Here is a 22254-nt window from a genome sequence, read left to right on the forward strand (position 1 = left end):
TTGAAGCAAGCTTCAATCTCGCTGCCCCTCGACTTGCATGTGTTAAGCCTGCCGCTAGCGTTCATCCTGAGCCAGGATCAAACTCTCCATTGTAAAAAATTAATGTATCGTTAGAGTCCTGACTGCTTCGCTTTCCGTTTAAAGGAAATTGACAGATAAATACTACATTTCTTTGCTCTCAAACAAACCAGTAATTCAAAGAACCAGTTGAAAAATACTTCACATTTGTGGTGTGAAAGGACTGCAAAGATAAGTCATCTTTTTTAATCCTGCAAATATTTTTTCAAGAACTTTGCATTTTCGATTTTCAGCCTCTGCCGTAAGGTTCCTTTCAGGAGTTCCTTTTCGCAACCTTCAGACTTTGTAAGAACCGTTATTTCTCAAATGCGGATGCAAAGGTAGGGACTTTTTTTGAATCTGCAAGCATTTTGCTCTTTTTTTCATCAAAAAAACATCATTTTGGCATTTTTAGCCCAAAATACCTATGTATATGGATAAAACAGCATGCTCGGACTGACAAAAACGAGGCGGCAGGCCGATATGAGGAAGTCGGGCCCGAGCGGAAAAAGACGGGCTCGGTTCTTCGCCGCGCATCGATACCGGAAGAGCGGACCAAGGAAAACCGCATTGACGGGGCTCCGGAAAAAGAAGAACGACTGCCGATATATCGACGACACGGGCGCATGCATCACGCCGGAGGCCCGCGGAGGAGGTTTGCCACCCTTCAAAGGAATCGGGAGGAGGTCATGGAAAGGACACGGAGAGAGCAAGGAGGAAGCAAGGAAAGGGCAAGGAAAGAGCACGGAGAAGACACGGAGAGAGCAAGGAGAGAGCAAGGGAGAGCAAGGAAAGGGCACGGAAAGGGCAAGGAGGAAGCACGGAGAGAGCAAGGAGGGAGCACGGAGAGGGCACGGAAAGGCCACAAAAGACCGGGAGAGGGTCAAAAGAAGGCCAGGAGCGCCTCAAAAGAGCCGGCTGGAGGGGGAAAGAACCGGCTGGAGGGGGGAAGTGCCGATTGAGGTGCATGGACACAAAAAAACCGGCGCCCTCATCGGGCGCCGGTACGTTGCTAGGTAGAAGCCAAATCAGAGCCAGCCGCCATTGTCAGCCATCTCACGCGAGAGGATGGCGAACTCACGCTTGACGGTCATGCCGCCCATCGTAGCCGTAATGGTGCACATGCCCGAACCAACATTCTGGCAGGTCAGCTTCATAATGCCATTGGCAACCGTCGGGAGCTTGGTCATGCCAAGCTTCTGGCGATCCGTCGAGCTGATTTCGAGACCCGAGACGGTAAGACGTCCCGAGGGGCCGCCGAAGTAGCGAACCAGATCGACACTCGTCTCGACGCCCGGAGCAACCTGCAGAACAGGCGTACCCTTGATGGCGAGCAGCAGCTTGTAGGCATCCACATAACCGCGGCCCATCTTGTACTGGTAGTCCGAGAGCGTGATATTTCCCGCAGGATGGCTCTTCACGCCGGTCAGGTAGGGATTGATGTCGTTGGTAGAGGAGAGCAGCAGAGCGGTGTACTCCTCGGCCGTGAACTTCTTGCCAATCTTCGATGCATAGACCAGACCAAGTGCTGCAACACCCGATACGTGGGGGCAAGCCATCGAGGTACCCTGCATGTAGCCCGTACCGTCACCGGTACGACCATCCCGGAAGTTCATCGATGCATCCTGAAGAATGGTGCTCAGCACCTGTGCATCCGCATAATACTTGCCGCCGGAGGGAGCGTCGTAGGCATCACCACCCGGAGCCGTAATGTCGCTCCACGTACCGTAGTTGGTATAGTAGGCGGGGCAGAAGTCCCAACTCATCGAGCTGACGGCAATCACCGGAGCGTAGGCTGCGGGCCACGTCTTAACATCGCCGTTGACATCACCCGAGTTGCCGGCTGCGAAAATCACCAGACCGCCCGAAATCGGCGAGTTGGGATTGTCCGTACCGGCCGTCAAGATGAAGTAGTTGATTGCCGAACGCAGAGAGCCATACGATGAATTCCATACATCCTCGGATAACTCGCCGCCGGTCATCGAATCGGAGTATCCCCAGCTGTTCTGGGCGATGACGGCTCCGTGGTCGGCAGCCCAGGTAAAGGCCTGCTGCGGGGCGTTGTAGTTGATGTTGGTGTTCGAATGGCCCATCGTCTGGCACGACATGATTTTCACGCTGCCACCGTTGCCGCTGCCGCCGGCAATACCGCACACGCCGATTCCGTTGTTGTTGACTGCGGCAATCGTACCGGCTACGTGCGAACCGTGGTCGGAATACTCGTAACCGTACTGCGGCGAGTAGGAGGAGCTCTTCCAGTCAAGCTCTCCGGACTGGTTCCAGAAGTTGTATCCGTGAGGCGCATTCTCCGACGTATTGGGGTTGGTCCACATGTTGGCCTCCAGGTCGGGGTGCGTATACTGCACCGGCTCGTCAATCACCGCTACGATGATATCCGTTGCGGCGCCGTCACCCGTGCAGAGATTCCATGCATCAAAGGCATTGACATCGGCACCCTCGCTCTTCCTGGGGAAGGTGGTCGTCGGGCCCGTATTGTCGTAATGCCACTGATGCTCCAGCTTGGGGTCGTTCATCGGCATCATGCTGACACGCGTCTGAGCGGCCTCGGGTGCAAGTTCCGCCTTGTTGAAGGGGACGGCCGGACCCTCCTTCAGGGCACGGGTCCGGTAGTTGTACTCAACGACCGAAACCTCGGGGCAGAGGCTCAGGCGCTGAGCCACCTCGGCGAGTTGGGCCTCCGTATCGAAGGAAACCGTATACCACTGGTGCAGACCGTACTGACGGTGACGCTCCTCATAACGCTCGCTGTAGGGGAAGATGCGCTCGAGATGCTCCACGCCGATTTCGTTGAAGATAAGGTCGATATCATCGACTCCCGTGCGGGTTTGCGGACCGCGGGTCTTGGCGACAGCCTCGATGGCGTCGGCAATCTCCGGAGTGACTTTCAGATTGATACGGCCGACAACCGCATGCTCTGACGAGCCCACGATAACGGCCTGGTTGCTGGACGAAACGCCCCCCGAGGCCTCCTCCGTCGGGTCATTCGCACAAGCGAACAGCGCCAAAGCACTGAAAAGAAGTAACGTTTTCTTCATAATTTTGCGGAAATTTAGATTTTCAAAGATATGTTTTTTTTTGCAAAAAAAAGAAAAGCGGCTCAAAAAATCTACGGAACCCGGCAAAAAAGAGATTTTTCACTACATTTGCACCAAATTCTAAAACGAGGCACCATGAAGCTGAAAAACCTCACCTTATTAATAATAGTGTTGCTGGTTGCCGACCAGGCACTCAAAATCTGGGTCAAGACCCACATGCAGCTCGACGAAGCCATCATCGTATTCCCGGACTGGTTCCAGCTGCGCTTCATCGAGAACAAGGGTGCGGCCTACGGCATGCACATTGCCTCGTCGGGGGCCTTCGACTGGGGAAAACTGCTGCTGGGCATCTTCCGCATTGCCCTGTCGTGTCTGGTGGGGTGGCTCATCTGGCGCCTCTCCAAGCGGGAGAACACCCCCAAGGGGGTGCTCGTCGGACTGGCGCTGATTCTGGCCGGCGCCGTGGGCAACATCATCGACAGCGCCTTCTACGGGTTGATTTTCTCGGAATCGACCCCCTGGACGGTGGCCCACTTCGGCGGCCACTACGCCGGGCTGATGATGGGCAAGGTGGTCGACATGTTCTACTTCCCGCTCTTCCAGTGGAACAGCTGCCCGGGATTTCTGCGCTTCCTGGTCGACAGCAACAACTACTTCTTCGGGGCGATTTTCAATCTGGCGGATGTATACATCTCGTTGGCCGCAGTCTATCTGCTTGTATTCCAGTACAAGTTCATCAGCAAGTAATTTTTTTCGGCGAAAAAATTTGCAGATACGGAATAAAGCATTACCTTTGCAACCACAAAACCGAAAGGCCCAGGTGGCGGAATAGGTAGACGCGCACGTTTCAGGTGCGTGTGCCGCAAGGCGTGCAGGTTCGATTCCTGTCCTGGGCACTGAAACCCCGTTGAACATACGTTCGACGGGGTTTTGCTTTATCTTTGCACTCCTCCGGATACGGGGCCCGACAAAAAAGCGGCCAAGTTGGACGGATTTATCCATTTTTGTGTATTTTTGTTCAGCACGGCACGACTCCTCAACCGCTTCGCACGAATGGGAAGCGTGCCTGCAGTCCGCCGGGGAACCGGGACAATCCGGTATGAGGGACGCCCTCCAGATGAAGGACACCCGGCAAGTCGAATAAAGACATGCATCAAATCCGACAGGCTCCCATGAAACAGATTCTGACAATCGGGCTTTTGCTTTCACTCCTCACCGGAGTCCCGGCCGGCCAGGCCCAACCCAAGGCAAGGAAATCGGCGATAGCCGGCAAGATACTTTTCGAAAGCTACCATGCTGTCCAAAACCCGCCCGTACCTCCCATTGAGCGGAACATCGACCCGAAGCTTCTCAAACCGATGCCCGTTCACATCGACCTTGTACCGGACAGCAGCCGCACCCCCCTGCCCCGTCTCAAGCCGCTGCAGGGGCAATTTCACAGAACCCTCCAAAAGAGGGTACTGGACGACTATCGGCAACTCTGCTCCGAGATGGAGCAGCGGAAACCGACTCGTACGCCCCAGCGATGGATATGGGTGGGAGATCAGGCTGCCCTGCTCGGGCTCGACAGCGTGGCTGCCGACTGCGTGAAACGTTTCATGTGCTATCATCCTTCACCCCGACTGCTCGCCTACGTCGTCGACTCGATGATGCCAACATGCAGGGAATATGCCCGCCCGATGGTCGAATACACCTCCGAATACTGGCTCCAACCCTATTGGACAACGCCCGACACCACATCAAGAGGACTTGAAAATCTTCGGATTCTCACCCGTCTTAACGAACGGTATAAGAGCGGGAACCGGCTCCTTTCGCAAGGAATGCTGCGTCTGGTGAGTGGAGATACCACTGCAGCCGGCACGCTCTTCATGGAGGCGATACGCACCGCACAAAAGCATCCGAAGCCCTTCCGGCTCAGCCGTTCCGGGCTTCTCCACACCACGGCATCGCTGCTGAGCGACGCAGCGCGTTACGACGAACTGCTCATCCTCTTTGCAGAAAACGAGGCAGCAGTCCACTGCGCCAAAAGTAACCCGGCAATGGCTTTTCTGCTCTACCGTGCAGCCCTGAAGGTCGACCCCTCGCGTGCAAACGAATACCTCACGTGGGGAATGGAGGCCGACAAAGGGGCCTTCACCGAGCAGCTCCATCGGCTTCGTGATACGGTATATACGGCATTCGTCGACAATCCGACCGTCGCGGCACGGCTTGACTACCTGCTCAACGGGCCGCTGCCGCTCGAATATCCAACGGAGTATGTCGCACTTGCCGAACAACTGCTGGCCAAACTTCCCGACATCGGCACGCCCTGCAGTGATGCGGTTTACGACGAGTCGTTTGCACCCTGGCGCGACGCACTGCTCGGAATTGCGGAACAGGCCTCCCGACTCGAAAACGGAGCGCTTTCGCCCGCATCGGCCCACCTGCGGTTCATCGCCGCAGAGACTCGCTCCCGGTTTGCATCATCGGCGGAAGCCGGACTCAACGACCTGCAAGCGCTCTTCGAACAGCTGAGCGAAACGACCGGCGAGGCCGAATACTCCGAATGGTACATCCGTACGGGAACCGTACTGGCCGAGAAACGCTCCCGCACAGAGCCCAAGGCTGCACTGAAAATGATGACGAGCCGGATATGGCCCGTATTCGAACAGGTCACAGGCCGGCAGCAGCTCACTCCGCGGCAAACCCGGTTAAGCATCACGACCTACCGGTGCATGGCACGGCTCTACCAACGTGCCGGCAAGGCCGGGAAGGCCAAAGCCATGCGCGCCAAAGCAGAGGCACTGACAAACGCAACGTCCCCGAAGACAGGTGACGGAATGGAGTAAGAAGGCGTGCCGTCCCGGCCCAGTTTTTCCGAAATAGTCTACGCCACAACACAGCCCCACCGCCCTACCCTTCCGCCCTCGCACAAAAAAACGGTCTGCCGCCCCTCTGGGCGGCAGACCGTTGCAGCAGCGGCGAAGCGTTGCGGAAAGAGCGTTCGGGGCAGAAGTGCAGCCCGAAAAGGGCGGAGCGTTGCGAAAGGTGCATTCGGAGCAGGGGCAAAACCCGAATGGGACTGCATCCCGGGCAAAGGCCTCCCGGGCGGAAGCCCGTCAATCCGTATACCGGAACTTCACCTTCTGGCGGATATCCGTCGACGAAGAGCCGATGTAGAGCGTGAAGGTGCCCTCTTCGGCTACCCAGCCGTGCGACTGCTCGTCGAAGAACTTCAGGTCATCCTCCGTCAGGGTAAACTCCGCCTCGGCACTCCCGCCGGCCTCGATGAAGAGTTTCCGGAAATGCTTGAGCTCCTTAAGCGGGCGCAGAACCGAACACTTGTCGTCGCCGACGTAGAGCTGCACCACCTCCATGCCGTCCCGCGAGCCCTCGTTGGTGACCGGGACGCGAATCTCCAGACGCTCACCGGGGCCCATCTTCGCGGCCGACACCTCAGGCCGCCCGTAGGAGAAGGTCGTATAGCTCAGACCGTGGCCGAAGGGGAAGAGCGCCGGGATTCTCCGGGTGTCGTGCCAGCGATAGCCGACCAGAATATCCTCGGCGTAGGTCACCTGCGGATAGGCCCTGCTGTCGGCAGGAGCGTCGGGAGCCTTCTTTATGGAGATGCCTTCGGGCTTGATGCCCGGATAGTTGGACGCATCGCCCGAGGCGTGCGCCGCGCAGTCCGACAGACGGACGGGAATCGAATAGGGCAGCTTGCCCGAGGGGTTGACCCGGCCGCTGAGGACGTCGGCAATCGACTGCCCGCCCATGCTGCCCAGGTAGGAGGCGTGCAGAATGGCCGGCACACGGTCGACCCACGGCATGGCGTAGGCATTGCCGGTGATGTTCACGACGACGAGGTTGGGATTGGCCTCCGCCAGCGCCTCGATGAGCTCATTCTGCCCGAAGGGGAGGTCGTACGACCGACGGTCGGTCGACTCGCAGTCCTGGTAGGCATTCTTGTTCAGTCCGCCGACGTAGATGACGACGTCGGCCGTGCGGGCCAGCGCAACAGCCTCGCTCCGGAGCGAATCCATCGTGGCGGCCGGCACCTCCTCAACCTTGCCATAGAGCGGATTGCCGCAGGTGTACCCCTGCGCATAGCGGATTTTGTCTCCGTAGAGCGTCTTGAGGGCCTCAAGCGGCGAGATGGTCCGTTTGGTCTTGAGCTCCGACGACCCGCCGCCATCGGTCAGACGCCGCGTGGCGTTGTCGCCCACGACCAGAATCCGCTCGTAGCGGTCGGTCTCGAGGGGCAGGATGCCGTTGTTTCTGAGCAGGACTATCGACTCGTCGCCGATGGCCTTTGCCGCGGCGTAGTGCTCCTCGGAGCAGAGCGAACCCCACGGACGGCGGGGATTCATCGCGGTGCGGAAAATCAGCCGCAGGATGCGGCGGGCCTTCTCGTCGACGGTCTCAAGGGGCAGCTCGCCGCTGCGCAGCAACTCCAGATAGGGCTGAGCCAGGTAGTAGGCGTCGTAACCCGAGCGGCTCTCCGTGGTCAGGCCGTCGGTATGGGTGCCCATCTCGATGTCAAGCCCGTTGAGCGCCGCCTCGCGCGTGTCGTGCGTTCCGCCCCAGTCGGAGATGACGCAGCCGTCGAAGCCCCACTCACCGCGCAGAATATCGTTGAGCAGCACGCTGTTGTGGCAGCAGTGCTGCCCCAGATAGCGGTTGTAGGAGCCCATGATGCTCCACACACCGCCGTCGACCACCGCACGGTGGAAGGCCGGCAGGTAGAGTTCGCGCAGGGCGCGCTCGCTCACAACGACGTCGACCGACGTGCGCCACTGCTCCTGGTTGTTCAGGGCAAAGTGCTTGACGCAGGCCGCCACACCGTTCTTCTGAAGCGCCCGGATGTAGGGAACGGCCATTGCGCCGGCCAGGCAGGGGTCCTCGCCCATGTACTCGAAGTTGCGGCCGTTGAGCGGCGTGCGGTAGATGTTGACTCCGGGACCCAGCAGGACATCCTTGCCGCGGTAGCGGGCCTCCTCGCCGATGGCACGGCCGTAGAGGGCGGCCATCCGGGGATTCCACGTGGCGGCGAGGGCCGTCAGCGCCGGGAAGGCCGTAATCGAGTCGTTGGTCCAGCCGGCGTGGCGCCAGCTGTTCCACTCAATCTCGGCGCGCACGCCGTGGGGGCCGTCGCTCATCTTCAGTTCGGGAATGCCGAGCCGGGCGACACCCGGCGAGGAGAATTTCGACTGGGCGTGGCACAGGGCCACCTTTTCCTCAAGCGTGAGGCGCTGCAGGGCATCCTCGACGCGCTCCTCGATGGGGGCATCCTGCTGCAGGTAGAGCGGAGCAGTCTGCTGCCCCCTGGCGCCCGTCGGGCCAAGTGCAAAGAGCAGCAAGGCGGGCAAGAGTAGTCTCTTCATAGGTAGGTTTTGGTTGGTAAACAGGTAAAAGTATCAAAGGTATCGGCTTCCGCGCGTCGGGGTCTCGGCTTACGGGCTTCGGCAATGTCGCCGCACGCCCGGGGGAGGCAGCGCCGCAGGAACAGGCCGCCGAAGCGGCTTCGTCAACCCTGCTCCGGAGTGCTCCAGACGGGGCTGCACCTACAAAGTTACGAAATATCGCCGAAACATCCAAAGTTACGAAATATCGCCGAAACATCTACCGTGCAAAACGGCTGTAGCGCGCTGTTTCGGCCCCTTACGGAGACGTTGGCCGTAGAGAAAAACAGGCCGCAACCGCACTCCGGGGGCCGAATGCCGGCCGCCGGCTCCGCAAAACGGTGCACCGAATCGGTTTGTCCATCCGGGGGGAAGGAGCCGCAAACGATAGAAATCAATCTCAAACAGGACGGATATGTGCTGCAAATCACTATATTTGTATAGCCCCGGTCCGGTTCGGGCCAAAAGTCCCGTCCGGAGCCGCAGCGCCGAAAGATACCCTAAAAAAATCTTCCCATGAAACGCATCCTTACCGCCCTGATGCTGCTCCTCACGGCCCAACTGGCAGCGCAGAACCGCGAAGTGAAGCTCGACCTTCACTCTCCGCGCGTACATTATTACCTCGACCTGGCCGACGCACTCGACTCCCGCGGAGAACTCAACGTAGCACAAGCCGCCTGGAAGGGTGCCGACGTTTGGGTACTGCTCCGGCTCGACGACGGCAACATCATCTTCCAGAAGCGGCCGGGCGGCCGCTTCTTCTACGGCGTCTCGCCAGACAGGAAATCCACCATGCGCTACACCCGCGCCCAAGCCATCGCCGAACTGAACTGGTGGCTCACGCTCTGCTACGGACTCTCCGAGCAGGACCGCCAATACGAACACCTCGGCTTCAGCCAGCCCTGCTTCATGCGGGCGGGCGACACGCCCCTCGAGACCTGCCCCGGAGAGGAGACCCGCGCGACAATTGGCGTGGAGCCGGATTATGTCGGAACCAAATACCAACACTCGGGCGAGCATACCGACGGAGTACGAATGACGCTCTGGACCACGCACGACCTCACCTTCGCGGTGCTCTACCGGACGGACGACCTCCCCTGCGTCGAGCAGGGAACCGGACGGGTGAACTTCGTGACGCTGGTGGCGTTTGACATCGACGAATACCTTCCCCAACCTGAGCCGTCGGTCGGAATCCTGCCGGAGGATATTCCCCTCGGGGCTTCGCTCCAGGAGGCCTTCGAGGTGCTCGACCGGCACGGCTTCGTCGAGCTGGCCGACGCCGCGGTCGACCAGGTCTGGGACGAATACAACGCTGCGATGGGCGGGCTTCTGGGAGCGGCCGACATCCAGGTGACGATGAGCGGACGGCTCGACGGGGCACCCTGCGAAATCACGCTCCACACCGCAACGCCGGGCGGGACCGTCCACACCATCAGCGGCTGCTTCACCGACTGCTACCCCACCAGGGAGGCTCTGCGCGGGGAGCTTCTCCGCCGTTGTGAGGCAATCGCCGACCGCTGCGGCGCGGGCAGCTGGGAACGTCTTGCCGACGGCAGCGAGGCCTTCGTCATCCGGAACGACCGGGGAAGCATCGCGCTATGGGCCGAGCAGATTGGCCCGGTGCTCGAGCACGAGGGCGAATACCGGATTGTCTTCGTATTGCGTCCCTGAGTGATACCCCGGAAAGCCCCTCCGGGAACGGCAGCGGCCTTCAGCTCTGTGCCGAAGGCCGCTGTCTCTGCTCCACCTTTCCGGTCCCGTACGAACCCTGACGCTTCGGCCGGAAGCAATTTTCGCAAAAAAAATTTGTCGAACCGGAAATATTGCGTAACTTTGCGGTCCGCTTCGATGAAAAGCGGAGAATGTGGAAAGATTTGACTGATTGCAACCACAATAAAAAATCGCTAAAACAGCTTTTTTATTCCATCAGCCGATTTTTCCCATTTTATACGTTTAACCATTAAAAATGTATCAAAATGGGCTTTTTATTTACCTCGGAATCGGTATCCGAAGGACATCCCGACAAGGTGGCGGACCAGATTTCCGACGCTATCCTCGATGAATTTCTGCGCCACGACCCCAACTCGAAGGTCGCCTGCGAGACGCTCTGCACCACGGGTCTGGTCGTTGTGGCCGGCGAAGTGCGCTCGGACGCCTACGTCGACGTACAGGGCGTTGCACGCCGCGTCATCAACCGCATCGGGTACACCAAGAGCGAATACCAGTTCGACGGCAACTCGTGCGGCGTACTCTCGGCCATCCACGAGCAGTCGTCCGACATCAACCAGGGCGTAGTCCGCGCCGAAGAGGAGGAGCAGGGCGCCGGCGACCAGGGCATCATGTTCGGTTACGCCTGCAACGAGACGCGCGAGTATATGCCCGCGACGCTCATCCTCTCGCACGTCATCCTGAAGGAGCTGGCCGCCATCCGCCGCGAAGGCAAGGTGATGACCTATCTGCGTCCCGACTCCAAGTCGCAGGTGACCATCGAGTACGACGAGCAGACCAACAAGCCGCTGCGCGTCCACACGATTGTCGTCTCGACGCAGCACGACGAATTCATCCTCCCGGGCGAGGGCCGCAGCGAGAAGCAGGCCGAGCGTCTGATGCAGGAGCAGATTCGCGAAGATGTGCGCACGATTCTCATCCCGCGCGTCAAGGCGCGTCTGGAGCGTGCCGGGGACAAGCTCGCCGACCTCATCGGCGACGACTACATCCTCCACGTCAACCCCACGGGCAAGTTCGTCATCGGCGGCCCTCACGGGGACAGCGGACTGACCGGCCGCAAGATTATCGTCGACACCTACGGAGGGCGCGGCGCCCACGGAGGCGGCGCCTTCTCGGGCAAGGACTCCTCGAAGGTGGACCGTTCGGCCGCCTATGCCGCACGCTACATCGCCAAGAACCTGGTGGCTGCGGGCGTTGCCGACGAGGTGCTCGTCGAGCTCTCGTATGCCATCGGCATCGCCGAGCCGCTCTCGATTTACGTCGACACCTACCGCTCGGAGCGTCCGGCCGCGCTGGCCGGCATGACCGACGGCGAGATTGCCCGCCGCATCGGCAAGCTCTTCGACCTGCGCCCGGCCGCCATCGTCAAGCGTTTCGGACTGAAGAACCCCATCTTCGAGGCGACAGCCTCCTACGGACACTTCGGCAACCGCCCCTTCAAGCGGGTCGAGAAGCTGTGGGAGAACGGCCGCGAGGTGGAGCGCGAAATCGAGTTCTTCGGCTGGGAGAAGCTCGACGCGGTGGAGCTCATCCGCAAGGAGTTCGGACTCTGAGCCGGCGGGCGTCGGCCCGGACCCGCGGTCCGGAGCGCCGCGCGCCGCAGCAAACACCTCAACGAAAAAACCTCCGACACTGCGGTGTCGGAGGTTTTTTCGTGTCGGAATGCAATCCGGGGACTACCGGCCGAGGAGCTTCTTGACCTCGGCGGCCACGGTGGCGCCGTTGTAGCCGAACTTCTCGTCGAGCACCTTGTAGGGTGCCGAGAAGCCGAAGTGGTTCAGACCGTGGATGTGGCTCTCGTCGCCCACCAGACCCAGCAGGTTGACGGGCAGACCCGAGGTCATGCCGTAGCGCATGACGCCCTGCGGCAGGACGCTCTCCTGGTAGGAGCGGGGCTGGTCGCGGAAGAGACCCTCGCTCGGCATGTTGACCACGCGGACGGGAATGCCCTCGGCGGCCAGCAGCTCGGCGCCCTCGATGAGGGTGGCCACCTCGGAGCCCGTGGCGAGCATCACCACCACCGGTTTGGCCGAGTCGTAGACCACGTATCCGCCCTTGGCGACCTGTGCGGCCTCCTCGCGGCGGCTGCCGCTGCCCAGCGCCGGAAGCGTCTTGATGTTCTGGCGCGAGAGGATGAGTGCCACGGGGCGCTGCTCCTCGACGGCCTGCTTCCAGGCCATCACCGTCTCGTCGCCGTCGGCCGGGCGCAGCACCACCATCGAGCGCTCGCCGCGGTGGTTGTGCAGGTGCTCCATCAGACGAATCTGAGCCTCGTGCTCGACGGGCTGGTGCGTCGGACCGTCCTCGCCCACGCGGAACGAGTCGTGGCTCCAGACGTAAATCACGTGCAGACGCATGAGCGCCGCCAGACGTACGGCCGGCTTCATGTAGTCCGAGAAGACGAAGAAGGTGCCGCAGACGGGAATCACACCGCCGTGGAGCGCCATGCCGTTCATGATGCAGGCCATCGTCAGCTCGGCCACGCCGGGCTGGAAGAAGTTGCCCGAGAAGTCGCCGCGCGTGAAGGCCTTGGTCTTCTTGAGGAAGCCGTCGGTCTTGTCCGAATTGGAGAGGTCGGCCGAAGCGACCACCATGTTCTCAATTCGGCCGGCGAAGTGTGCCAGTACGGACGACGAGGCGGCGCGCGTTGCGCAGTCGGCCTTCACCTCGATGCTCTTGTAGTCGATGTCGGGAAGTTCGCCCGAGAGGAAGCGGTCGAGCTTCAGGGAGAGCTCCTTGTTCTCCTTGCGCCACGAGCGCTCCGCCTCGGCCTGCGAGGCGGCCCACTCCGCCAGCTCGGCGCGCCGCTCGGCAAAGACCTCGCGGCTCTCCTCGAAGACGGCGAAGGGGTGCTCGGGGTCACCGCCCAGATGCTTGACCGTGGCGGCGAAGTCGGCGCCGGCGGCCGAAAGGGGCTGTCCGTGCGTCGAGACGCGGTCCTCGAAGCTGCTGCCGTCGGCTGCCACGGCACCCTTGCCCATCACCGTACGGCCGATGATGAGCGTCGGACGCTCGGTCTCGGAGTTGGCCGCCACGAGCGCCTCGCGAATCTCGTTGATGTTGTTGCCGTCGATGGTGAGCACGTTCCAGCCCCACGCCTCGTATTTCATCGCCACGTTCTCCGTGTCGACCTCGTCGACCTTGGTCGAGAGCTGCACGTTGTTGGCGTCGTAGTACATGATGAAGTTGCTCAGACCCAGATGGCCGGCGATGCGGCCCACGCCCTGCGATATCTCCTCCTCAACGCCGCCGTCGGAGATGTAGGCATAGGTCTTGTGGGCCATCCACTCGCCGAAGCGCGCTACCAGGAAACGCTCGGCAATGGCTGCACCGAGTGCCATGGCATGGCCCTGGCCCAGCGGGCCCGAGGTATTCTCCACGCCGTGGAGGACATCCACCTCGGGATGGCCCGGCGTGATGCTGCCCCACTGGCGCAGCGACTGGAGGTCCTCCGTCGTATAGAAGCCCGCCAGCGAGAGCGTCGAGTAGAGCATCGGCGACATGTGTCCCGGGTCGAGGAAGAAGCGGTCACGGAACGGATAGCGCATGTTCGAGGGGTCGTAGCGCAGGAACTCGGCGTAGAGCACCGTGATGAAGTCCGCGCCGCCCATGGCGCCGCCCGGGTGGCCCGATTTCGATTTTTCGACCATCGCGGCCGACAGAATCCGGATGTTGTCGGCTACTCGCGAAAGTTTGGAATTGGTAGACATATTATCTCAAAGATTTAAGGTTTTCGTTTTCCGGAGGGTACGTTGCGGTGCTCAGGACTCCTTCATCTGGGCGAGGCTCTTCGCCTTCTCGAGCTTCGCGGCGGCGTAGTCGGCCGTCACGGTGAACTTGCGCTCGCCCGACGAGGGGAGCTCGAACATCGTATCCATCATCACCGCCTCGCAGATGGAGCGCAGGCCGCGTGCGCCGAGCTTGAACTCGACCGCCTTGTCGACAATGTAGTCGAGCGCCGCGGGTTCGAACTCCAGCTCGATGCCGTCCATCTCGAAGAGCCGCTTGTACTGGCGGATGATGGCATTCTTGGGCTCGGTGAGAATCGAGCGCAGGGCGTCGCGGCCGAGCGGCTGCATGTAGGTGAGCACCGGCAGACGTCCCACCAGCTCGGGAATCAGACCGAAGGACTTGAGGTCCTGCGGCGTGACGTACTGCATCAGGTTGCTGCGGTCGATATGGCCGGCGCCCGACTGTCCGTAGCCGATGGCGCGCGTGTTGAGCCGCTGGGCGATTTTCTTCTCGATGCCGTCGAATGCGCCTCCGCAGATGAAGAGGATGTTGCGCGTGTCGACCTGGATGAACTTCTGCTCGGGGTGCTTGCGCCCGCCCTGGGGCGGAACGTTGACCACCGTACCCTCGAGAATCTTCAGCAGCGCCTGCTGCACCCCTTCACCCGAGACGTCACGCGTGATGGAGGGGTTGTCGCCCTTGCGGGCGATTTTGTCGATTTCGTCGATGAAGACGATGCCCCGCTGCGCCAGTTCGACGTTGTAGTCGGCCACCTGGAGCAGCCGCGAGAGGATGCTCTCGACATCCTCGCCCACGTAGCCGGCCTCGGTGAGCACCGTGGCATCGACAATCGTGAAGGGAACCTTCAGCAGACGGGCAATCGTGCGGGCCATCAGCGTCTTGCCCGTACCGGTGGGGCCGACGAGCACCACGTTCGACTTGTCGATTTCGACGTCGTCCTCCTTCGAGGCCCCCTTCGCGGCGCAGAGCAACCGCTTGTAGTGGTTGTAGACGGCCACCGACAGGTAGCGCTTCGCCTCCTCCTGACCGATGACGTACTGGTCGAGGAACTCCTTGATTTGGGCAGGTTTGAGCAGGTCTTCGGCCTTGAGCGGAGCGGCCTGCTGGCGGCTGCCTTCCACCTCGTTTTCGGTGAGAATCCGGTAGCCGTTCTCGATGCAGCGGTTGCAGATGTTGGCGCCGTCGGCGCCCTGAAAGAGAATCTCCACCTCCTCACGGGAGGCGCCGCAGAACGAGCAGCGGTCTCCCCCCTTGGGAGTATGCGGGTTATTGTTTTTTCCTTGAGCCATCGTTCTATTTCTTCTCTCGTTTGGCCAGCACCTCGTCGATGAGGCCGTACTCGCGGGCCTCGGCGGCCGTGAGCCAGTAGTCGCGGTCGGCGTCGCGTTCGATTTTCTTGAGCGAGACCCCCGAGTGCGCCGAGAGGATTTCGTAGAGCTCGCGTTTGGTCTTGAGGATTTCACGGGCCGTGATTTCGATGTCGGAGGCCTGACCCTGGGCACCGCCCAGCGGCTGGTGAATCATTACCCGCGAATGGGGCAGCGCCGAGCGCTTGCCCCGGGCGCCGGCCGTGAGCAACACGGCGCCCATCGAGGCGGCCAGTCCCGTGCAGATGGTGGCCACGTCGGGGCTCACCAGCTGCATCGTGTCGTAGATGCCGAGTCCGGCCGAGACGGAGCCGCCGGGCGAGTTGATGTAAATCTGGATGTCCTTCTCGGGGTCGACCGACTCGAGAAAGAGCAGCTGCGCCTGGATGATGTTGGCGGCATCGTCGTAGATGGGGGCGCCGAGGAAGATGATGCGGTCCATCATCAGGCGCGAGAAGACATCCATCGTGGCGACGTTGAGCTGCCGCTCCTCGATGATGGTCGGCGAGACGTAGGCGGCGCTCACCGACTGGAAGTCGTGCAGCTTCAGCGAGCTGATGCCGCACTGTTTCCGGGCGTATTTTTCAAATTCTGACATAAGTTTGATGCTCGTTTCGGGAGAATCTCCCCGGCCTGCACCCCGCGTCCCGGCGCAACCACCTCCGTCGTGTCCCGCAGGCGCACGACGGACGACGCACCCCGCGCCGGAGTGCCGGAGGGGCCACCTCCCACCTTTTCCGCGCACCGGCCGGAGCCTCTTCGGTCGGAGTCTCCCCGCGCGGGCGTTTCAAAAAAAAGAACTTTGCAAACATCACGCCTGCAAAGTTCAAAGATAAGGATTTTTCGGCAATTCCTAAAGTTCCTTGGCCAATTTGGCGAATTCCTCGGCCGAGACGCTCTTCTCGCTCACCTTGATTTTCGCCTTGACAGCCTCTACGACCTTCGTCTCGTAGAGCTTCTCGTAAATCTTCTGGCCCTGCTCCTTGTTCTCGAGAATCTGCTTGGCGTAGCCGGCCAGCATGTCGTCGGGAGCCGAAGGCATGCCGTACTGGGCGAACTGAGCCTGTGCAAAGGCCTTGGCCTCGGCAGTAGCCTCGTCGGCCGAGACGGTGATGTTCTCCTGCTTGATAATCTGCTTCTGGATGTAGTTCCAGGTGAACATCTTGAGGAACTGGTCGAAGTCCTTCTCAATCTCCTCCATCGTGAACTTGCCCTCGTTGATGGTGTAGAGCCAGCGCTTGAGGAATGCCTCGGGCATCTTCAGGTCGGCCTTCTTGACCAGGTAGTCACGCACCTCGAGCGTGAAGAGGTAGTCGCTCTCGCGGCGGAGCTCCGATGCAATCTGCTCGTCGATGAAGGCCTCGAACTGCTCGGCCGTCGTCACGTTGCCGGCGGGGAAGGCCATCTTGAAGAACTCCTCGTTGAGCTCCGGCTCGGCGAACTTGCGGATGCGGGTAATCTCCAGCTCGAATTCGGGCTTGATGTGCTCCAGCTCGCCCTCCTTGACCTGCAGCACGGCGGCGCGCTGCGAGGGGGTGCGGTAGAGCTCGTTGACGTTGACCGTCATCTTGTCGCCCACCTTCTTGCCGATGAAGGGCTTGCGCTCCTCCTCGGGCATCGAAATCAGACCCACGTAGGCATCCTCGACCTTCATCTCGCCGTTGTCGAGCGTAACCGACAGCGCCTCGTCCGAAGTCACCGCGTCGGCGTCGACCAGACGGCCGTAGCGACGCAGGTAGTTCGAGCGGAAGTCCTCGTGCATCTTCTTGTCAATCTTGATTTTGTAGTAGGTCAGCTTGTCCTTCTCCGAGAGGTCGAGCTTCAGCTCGGGAGCCTCGCCGATTTCGAAGACGAATTCGAATTCGGTGCCGCTGTCGAAGTCGAAGGCACCCTGCTCCTCCGACGGAATCACGTCGCCCAGGTAGTCGATGTTCTCCTTCTGGAGGTACTCGAATACCGAGTTCGACGCCTTGCGGTAGGACTGCTCGGCCAGGACGCCCTTGCCGTACATCTTCTTGATGATGCCCATGGGGACCATGCCGGGACGGAAGCCCGGAATGTTGGCCTTGCGTTTGTACTCGCGCAGGGCCTTCTCGACCTCCTCGCGGTAATCCTCCTGGCCCACCGTCACCCGGATGAGCGACGTATTCTGCTCGCGTTGTTCTCTTACGATTTTCATACTGATATGGTTTCTGTATTCGTTTTCCGTTTGTCGAAATCGGGTTGCAAAGATAGTGAAAATCTGAAACAAAGCAATAGCTTTTTCACAATAAAAAGATGTATGGCCCGCGTGGCGGGGCGCATCGCACCCCGTGCCGTCACCAACCGACCGGCTGCCGGGCCGCTGCCGGAAGCCGAAAAGCCGAGAAAAAAGAGCCGGAATATGCGCGCTTTTTCGTACCTTTGTGCACAATTTACCCCGGCTCCGCGTCGGGGCTGTAACGAGACAAAACCGACACACGATGAAAGCAATAGCCGAACTTCTGCTCGCAGCGGCGCTCCTGGGCGGCTGCGGAGGCCGCACGCGCAGCGCGCAGCAGGTCGAGACGCCCCCCGAGCCGAAGCACTACACCTACACGGTCCGCAACACCTACCCCCACTCGACCCAAAGCTACACGCAGGGGCTGCAGTTCGCCGACGGCGAATTGTGGGAGGGGACCGGCCAGCTCGGGCAGTCGCTGCTGCGCCGCACGGAGCTCGCGACCGACCGCTCGCAGGTCGTCGCGCGGCTTCCGCGCTCGGAGTTCGGCGAGGGCATCACGCTGCTCGACGGCAAGGTCTACCAGCTCACCTGGCAGTCGAACAAGGCCTACGTCTGGGATGCCTCCACGGGCGCCAAGCTGCGCGAGTACCGCTACCCGGGCGAGGGGTGGGGGCTCACCACCGACGGGAAGATGCTCTACATGAGCGACGGCTCGGAGTACATCCACACGGTTGACCCGGAGAGTTTCAAGCGGCTCAAGAGCACGGCCGTGACCCTCGCGGGAGCCCCCGTCGGGATGCTCAACGAGCTGGAGTGGATTGACGGCCGCATCTGGGCCAACGTCTACGTGACGGACCAGATTGTCATCATCAACCCCGCAACGGGGGTTGTCGAGGGGGTCGTCGACCTCACGGGGCTGCTTCCGGAGGAGGAGGTGGGGCCCGAGACCGACGTACTGAACGGCATCGCCTACGACCAGGCGGGCGGACGCATCTTCGTCACGGGCAAGAACTGGGACAAAATCTTCGAAATAGAGATTCACGAACGGTAAGATGACGCACAACAGACTCAACGACGCCCTGCAGGAGCGCATCCTGCTGCTCGACGGCGGCTTCGGCACGATGGTCCAGCGCTACGGGCTCTCCGAGGCGGACTACCGCGGCGAGCGGTTCCGTGAGCTGCCCGGACAGCTGCGCGGCTGCAACGACCTGCTCAACCTGACGCGGCCCGACATCATCCGCGAAATCCATACGCGCTACCTCCAGGCCGGCGCCGACCTGATAACCACCAACTCGTTCAACGCCAACGCCATCTCGCTGACCGACTACGGCATAAGCGACCTCGCGAGAGAGATTGCCCGCGCGGCGGCCTCCATCGCCCGTGCGGCGGCCGACGAGTATACGCAGCGCAACCCCTCGAAGCCCCGCTTCGTCGCGGGCTCGATGGGGCCGACCAACCGCACGGCCTCGATGTCGGCCGACGTGAGCGACCCCGCCGCGCGCGAGGTGACCTTCTCGCAGCTGGCCGAGGCCTACGGCGAGCAGGCCCGCGGACTGGTCGAAGGGGGCGCCGACGTGCTGCTCATCGAGACGGTCTTCGACACGCTCAACGCCAAGGCGGCGCTCTATGCCGTCGACCGTCTGGGCGAGGAGCTCGGGCGGCAGCTTCCGGTGATGGTCTCGGGGACGCTGGCCGACGCCAGCGGCCGCACCCTCTCGGGGCAGACCGTCGAGGCCTTCTGGGTCTCGGTGTCGCATGCGCGACTCCTCTCCGTGGGGCTCAACTGCGCCTACGGCGCGCGTCAGATGCTCCCCTATCTGGAGCGGCTGGCGGCGGTGGCCGAGGTGCGCGTCTCGGCCCACCCCAATGCCGGACTTCCCAACGTCATGGGGGGCTACGACGAGACCCCCGAGATGTTCGCCGCCGACGTGGAGGAGTACCTGCGCCGCGGTCTGCTCAACATCGTGGGAGGCTGCTGCGGCACCACGCCCGAGCACATCTTCGAGCTCTCGAAGATTGTGGGCCGCTACGCCCCGCGTCCGCTCCCCGCGCCGCGCCACGAGACGGTGCTGAGCGGTCTGGAGCCGCTGCGGATTGTCCCCGAGGCGAACTTCATCAACGTGGGCGAGCGGACCAACGTGGCCGGCTCGGCACGCTTCGCGCGGCTCATCCGCGAACACAACTACGAGGAGGCCCTTTCGGTGGCCCGCGCCCAGGTCGAGGCCGGAGCGCAGATTGTCGACGTCTGCATGGACGACGGTCTGATTGACGGCGTGGAGGCCATGCGCACGTTCCTCAACCTGATGGCCTCGGAGCCCGAAATCGCCCGCGTGCCGACGATGATTGACTCGTCGAAGTGGGAGGTGCTCCGCACGGGGCTCGAGGTGACGCAGGGCAAGTCCGTGGTCAACTCCATCTCGCTCAAGGAGGGCGAGGAGTCCTTCCTGCGGCGCGCCCGCGAAATCCACCGCTACGGCGCCGCCGTGGTGGTGATGCTCTTCGACGAGCGGGGGCAGGCCGACACCTACGAGCGCAAAATCGAGGTGGCGGCGCGGGCCTACCGGCTGCTGACCGAGGCGGGATTCCCGCCCGAGGACATCATCTTCGACCCCAACATCCTGGCCGTGGCGACAGGCATCGCCGAGCACGACCGCTATGCGCTGGACTTCATCGAGGCGGTGCGCTGGATTAAGGCTCACCTGCCTTACGCCAAGGTTTCGGGCGGCGTCTCGAACCTCTCGTTCGCCTTCCGCGGCAACAACGCCGTGCGCGAGGCGATGCACTCGGTCTTCCTCTACCACGCCATCCGCGCCGGGATGGACATGGGCATCGTCAACCCGCAGATGCTGCGCCTCTACGATGAAATCGAGCCCGAGCTGCTCGAACGGGTCGAGGATGTGATTCTCTGCCGCCGTCCCGACGCCTCGGAGCGGCTCTCGGAATATGCGCAGCAGGTGCACCAGACGGCCGGGCAGGGGCAGCAGGCCCCCGACGACGCCTGGCGCGCGGAGCCGCTGGCCGAGCGCATTGCCCATGCGCTGCGCAAGGGCATCACGGAGCACATCGAGGAGGATGCGCTCGAGGGGCTAAGGACGCTGGGCAGCCCCATGGCGGTCATCGACACGCTGCTCATGCCGGCCATGGAGCAGGTGGGCACGCTCTTCGGCGCGGGCAAGATGTTCCTGCCCCAGGTGGTCAAGAGCGCCCGCGTCATGAAGCGCGCCGTGGCGGTGCTGACCCCCTACATCGAACGCAGCGGCGAGCAGTCCTCGGCCAAGGCGGGGCGCGTGCTGATTGCCACGGTCAAGGGCGACGTGCACGACATCGGCAAGAACATCGTCTCGGTAGTGATGGCCTGCAACGGCTACGAAATCCGCGACCTGGGGGTGATGGTCGAGCCGTCGCGCATCGTCGACGAGGCGCAGGCCTGGCCGGCCGACTGCATCTGCCTGAGCGGACTCATCACCCCGTCGCTCGACGAGATGGCGCACGTCTGCGAGGAGCTCGAGCGGCGCGGACTGCGCATCCCGGTCATCATCGGCGGGGCCACCACCTCGGAGCTCCACACGGCCGTGAAGATTGCGCCGCTCTACTCGGGCGTGGTCGCACACTCGCTCAACGCCAGCCGCAACAGCCTCATCCTCTCCCGCCTGCTCGGTCCCGACCGCGAAGCCTACGCCGGGGAGGTAAAGCGCCGCCAGGAGCAGCTGCGCGCCGAATACCGCCGCACCGAGGCGGCCCGCCGGCTGCTCCCCTACGCCGAGGTGAAGCGCCGGGCACTCGAGGAGGAGCCGCACCGGCCCGTCGAGCCGCTCTATCCGGGACGGATGGTCTTCCCCGACTTCGACGTCGCCGACGCCGCCCCCTACATCGACTGGAACTTCTTCTTCCCGGCCTGGGGGCTTGCGGGGCGCTACCCCGCCATCCTCGACCACCCCGAGAAGGGGGCCGAGGCGCGCAAGCTCTTCGACGACGCGCAGGCGCTGCTGCACCACATCGCCGAGGAGCATCTGCTGACGCTCCAGGCCGCCGTCGGCATCTTCCCCGCCCATAGGGAGGGCGACGACATCGTCGCCACCGACGCCAAGGGGCGCAACTACCGCTTCGCCATGCTGCGCAACCAGACGCGCGGCGAGCAGAACCGCTCGCTGGCCGACTTCATCGCCCCCGAGGGGGACTGGCTCGGCTGCTTTGCGGTGACGGCCGGCATCGGCCTCAAGGAGCTCACCGAGAAGTTCCGCGCCGCGGGCGACGACTACTCGGCCATCATGGCCAAGCTGCTGGCCGACCGTCTGACCGAGGCCTTCGCCGAGGTGGTGCACCTCTTCGTACGGCGCCGGATGTGGGGCTACGAGGGCGGCGAGCAGCCCTCGCCCGAGGAGGTGATTGCCGGCCATTACCGCGGACGGCGCATGGCCTTCGGCTACCCCGCCTCGCCCGACCACTCGCTCAAGCGCGAAGTGTTCGACCTGCTGGCCGTCGAGCGCACGACGGGCATGCGGCTGACCGAGAACTGGATGATTGACCCCGGCGAGGCGCTCTGCGGACTCCTCTTCGCCGATGCCGAGTACTTCTCGGTGGGGCACATCGACCAGGAGCAGCTGCGCGACTACGCCGCACGCCGCGGCCTGGACGAGGAGACGCTCCGCCGGCTGCTGCCCAACAACCTTTGAGCCGCCGGCCGACACGACAAGACAGACAACAAGCAG

At 62.1% G+C, this 22254-nt stretch carries 13 protein-coding genes, 1 tRNA gene and 1 rRNA gene; 8 read left to right on the forward strand and 7 right to left on the reverse strand.

All coding sequences use genetic code 11. The features are described 5' to 3' along the window. Positions 1-93, reverse strand: a 16S ribosomal RNA gene (locus B5F90_RS07790); the annotation flags it as partial. A gap of 411 nt (positions 94-504) precedes the next feature. Here B5F90_RS07790 and B5F90_RS07795 point away from each other — a divergent pair. Beyond that, positions 505-1077, forward strand: coding sequence for a hypothetical protein (locus B5F90_RS07795; protein ID WP_087362243.1), 573 nt, complete (start codon positions 505-507; stop codon positions 1075-1077). Between the two features lie 8 nt (positions 1078-1085). On the opposite strand, the gene B5F90_RS07800 is transcribed toward B5F90_RS07795, so the two are convergent. Then, positions 1086-3113 carry a subtilase family N-terminal domain-containing protein gene (locus B5F90_RS07800; RefSeq protein ID WP_087362244.1) on the reverse strand — a complete coding sequence of 676 codons (2028 nt, stop codon included), beginning with the start codon at positions 3111-3113 and terminating at the stop codon, positions 1086-1088. Positions 3114-3248: 135 nt separating this feature from the next. Between B5F90_RS07800 and B5F90_RS07805 the strand changes: the two genes are divergently transcribed. The 3 genes from B5F90_RS07805 to B5F90_RS07815 all read left to right on the forward strand — a co-directional run bounded on the left by B5F90_RS07805 (position 3249) and on the right by B5F90_RS07815 (position 5941). Further along, entirely contained in the window at positions 3249-3860 is a 612-nt protein-coding gene (locus tag B5F90_RS07805) for a signal peptidase II (protein WP_087362245.1), read from the forward strand. A 67-nt stretch (positions 3861-3927) separates the two neighbouring features. Then, a tRNA-Leu gene (locus tag B5F90_RS07810) sits at positions 3928-4009 on the forward strand. A gap of 276 nt (positions 4010-4285) precedes the next feature. After that, a complete protein-coding gene (locus tag B5F90_RS07815; RefSeq protein ID WP_087362246.1) occupies positions 4286-5941 on the forward strand; it encodes a hypothetical protein in 1656 nt (551 codons plus the stop codon). A 270-nt stretch (positions 5942-6211) separates the two neighbouring features. On the opposite strand, the gene B5F90_RS07820 is transcribed toward B5F90_RS07815, so the two are convergent. Next, entirely contained in the window at positions 6212-8476 is a 2265-nt protein-coding gene (locus B5F90_RS07820; protein ID WP_087362247.1) for a glycoside hydrolase family 3 C-terminal domain-containing protein, read from the reverse strand. A 534-nt stretch (positions 8477-9010) separates the two neighbouring features. Between B5F90_RS07820 and B5F90_RS07825 the strand changes: the two genes are divergently transcribed. Beyond that, positions 9011-10165, forward strand: coding sequence for a hypothetical protein (locus B5F90_RS07825; RefSeq protein ID WP_087362248.1), 1155 nt, complete (start codon positions 9011-9013; stop codon positions 10163-10165). A gap of 305 nt (positions 10166-10470) precedes the next feature. Continuing rightward, positions 10471-11775, forward strand: coding sequence for a methionine adenosyltransferase (gene metK, locus B5F90_RS07830; protein WP_087362249.1), 1305 nt, complete (start codon positions 10471-10473; stop codon positions 11773-11775). 123 nt (positions 11776-11898) lie between these two features. Here the strand turns inward: metK and B5F90_RS07835 are convergent, their stop codons facing one another. From B5F90_RS07835 to tig, 4 genes are all read right to left on the reverse strand, one after another. Further along, positions 11899-13932: a transketolase gene (locus B5F90_RS07835; RefSeq protein ID WP_087362250.1), complete on the reverse strand. Its 2034-nt coding sequence runs from the start codon at positions 13930-13932 to the stop codon at positions 11899-11901. A 51-nt stretch (positions 13933-13983) separates the two neighbouring features. Then, entirely contained in the window at positions 13984-15264 is a 1281-nt protein-coding gene (clpX, locus tag B5F90_RS07840) for an ATP-dependent Clp protease ATP-binding subunit ClpX (protein WP_087362251.1), read from the reverse strand. 4 nt (positions 15265-15268) lie between these two features. Beyond that, positions 15269-15940 (reverse strand): ATP-dependent Clp endopeptidase proteolytic subunit ClpP, encoded by a 672-nt coding sequence (gene clpP, locus B5F90_RS07845; protein ID WP_087362252.1) that lies wholly within the window; start codon positions 15938-15940, stop codon positions 15269-15271. Positions 15941-16195: 255 nt separating this feature from the next. Next, positions 16196-17521: a trigger factor gene (gene tig, locus B5F90_RS07850; RefSeq protein ID WP_087362253.1), complete on the reverse strand. Its 1326-nt coding sequence runs from the start codon at positions 17519-17521 to the stop codon at positions 16196-16198. Between the two features lie 283 nt (positions 17522-17804). On the opposite strand from tig, the gene B5F90_RS07855 reads away from it, so the two are divergent. Together B5F90_RS07855 and metH are read left to right on the forward strand one after the other, a co-directional pair. Further along, on the forward strand, positions 17805-18596 hold the full coding sequence (locus B5F90_RS07855; RefSeq protein WP_087362254.1) for a glutaminyl-peptide cyclotransferase: 792 nt from the start codon (positions 17805-17807) through the stop codon (positions 18594-18596). Position 18597: 1 nt separating this feature from the next. After that, complete coding sequence (metH, locus tag B5F90_RS07860; protein WP_087362255.1) at positions 18598-22218, forward strand: methionine synthase; 3621 nt, start codon at positions 18598-18600, stop codon at positions 22216-22218. Positions 22219-22254 lie beyond the last annotated feature (36 nt).

Origin of the sequence: Alistipes sp. An31A, assembly GCF_002159425.1 — a bacterium.
Lineage (GTDB): Bacteria > Bacteroidota > Bacteroidia > Bacteroidales > Rikenellaceae > Alistipes > Alistipes excrementigallinarum.